This window comes from Enterococcus sp. LJL90 (assembly GCF_056924355.1).
This window is the reverse complement of the sequence record NZ_JBXPBQ010000051.1, coordinates 1-1,175: the sequence shown is the minus strand read 5'-3', so window position 1 is coordinate 1,175 and position 1,175 is coordinate 1. Positions and strand designations below refer to the sequence as shown.

At 36.6% G+C, this 1,175-nt stretch carries 2 protein-coding genes; both read left to right on the top strand.

Going from position 1 to position 1,175, the window contains the following annotated elements; genetic code table 11:
* Positions 1–379 (top strand): transcriptional regulator (locus tag AC1Z3S_RS20040; protein WP_461741843.1); only part of this gene is annotated, 379 nt, incomplete at its 5' end.
* Between the two features lie 59 nt (positions 380–438).
* Positions 439–1,125, top strand: a complete 687-nt coding sequence (locus tag AC1Z3S_RS20035; protein WP_461741842.1) for a peptidoglycan amidohydrolase family protein — start codon at positions 439–441, stop codon at positions 1,123–1,125.
* Positions 1,126–1,175: the final 50 nt, after the last annotated feature.

Sequence of the window (1,175 nt, the reverse complement as noted above, 5' to 3'; positions counted from 1 at the left end):
TAAGATAGATAAAGCAACTAGAATCCATATTAGACATTTATTGTGGGAATTGAGAAGTACACGGAGGAAGTATAAAGAGTTAGCATACATTTTATCTTCTAATGAGATTTTTCATCACGATTATCCCTTTGTTGAAAGTGAAGAAGCTTGGTCATTAAATAAAATCATTTTCTCTAAACTATTTGACCAAACAGTACGAGGGATTTTGCAAGACTCGACATCTGAAGTCAATGATATTTTTATTTCCAAATATCTACAAGGCAATCCGAGCAAAGAAAATGCGATTGTTTCACATGAGATTAATTTAAGTGAATCTACTGTGAAAAGAAGAGATAATGAATTGTTACAAGAAATTGCGAATCGATTAGGCTGGGAATAAGTTTGGCCTATTTGGATTAGAAGATAAGAATATAATTGATGTAGAAAGAAGGTGAGATTATGGCGAATGTAGAATCAGTAATTAATTGGTTCCAGCAACGAAAGGGTAAAGTTACATACAGTATGACCAATCGTTTGGGACCTAATAGTTATGATTGTAGCTCGGCTGTCTACTTTGCATTGATTGAAGGAGGTTTTCTTCCAACAGGTACTGCAATTGGCAATACCGAATCATTATATCGATTAGAAGGCTCTCTTTTAACTCCAATTGCAAGGAGCGATGCACAAAGAGGGGACATCTTCGTTTCAGGAGCAAAAGGTGGTAGTGGCGGAGCAAACGGGCATACAGGAGTTTTTGTAAGTAACAGTAATATTATTCACTGTACAGCGGGCTCTGTAAATGGAATTGCAGAAACTGCGGCAAGTTCGGGTTGGCTAGGTGGCCCACCAACTTATTACTACAGATTGAAAAATGCAGAAAATAATAACGATGAAAATAAAGGGAGGGAAACAACTATGCAATGTATTTATTGGAGACCAACAGCAAACGGAAGAAACGGGTACTATTTTGATGGTACTAATGCAAAATATTTAGCGCACGGAGATGAAATTGTAATTTTGAAAAGAATCTATAAAGACAACAACGGAAAAGATATGCCTGAATATTTCTTTGACGGCAATTTACCTTGGTATACACGGCTTGAGCAGATTTCTGGTCAAAAGCCAGTTGCTGGCATTTTGGGATAACCTAATTTTAGAAAAGGATTCAACAATCAAGCCGCTACTCTTAAGTGAGT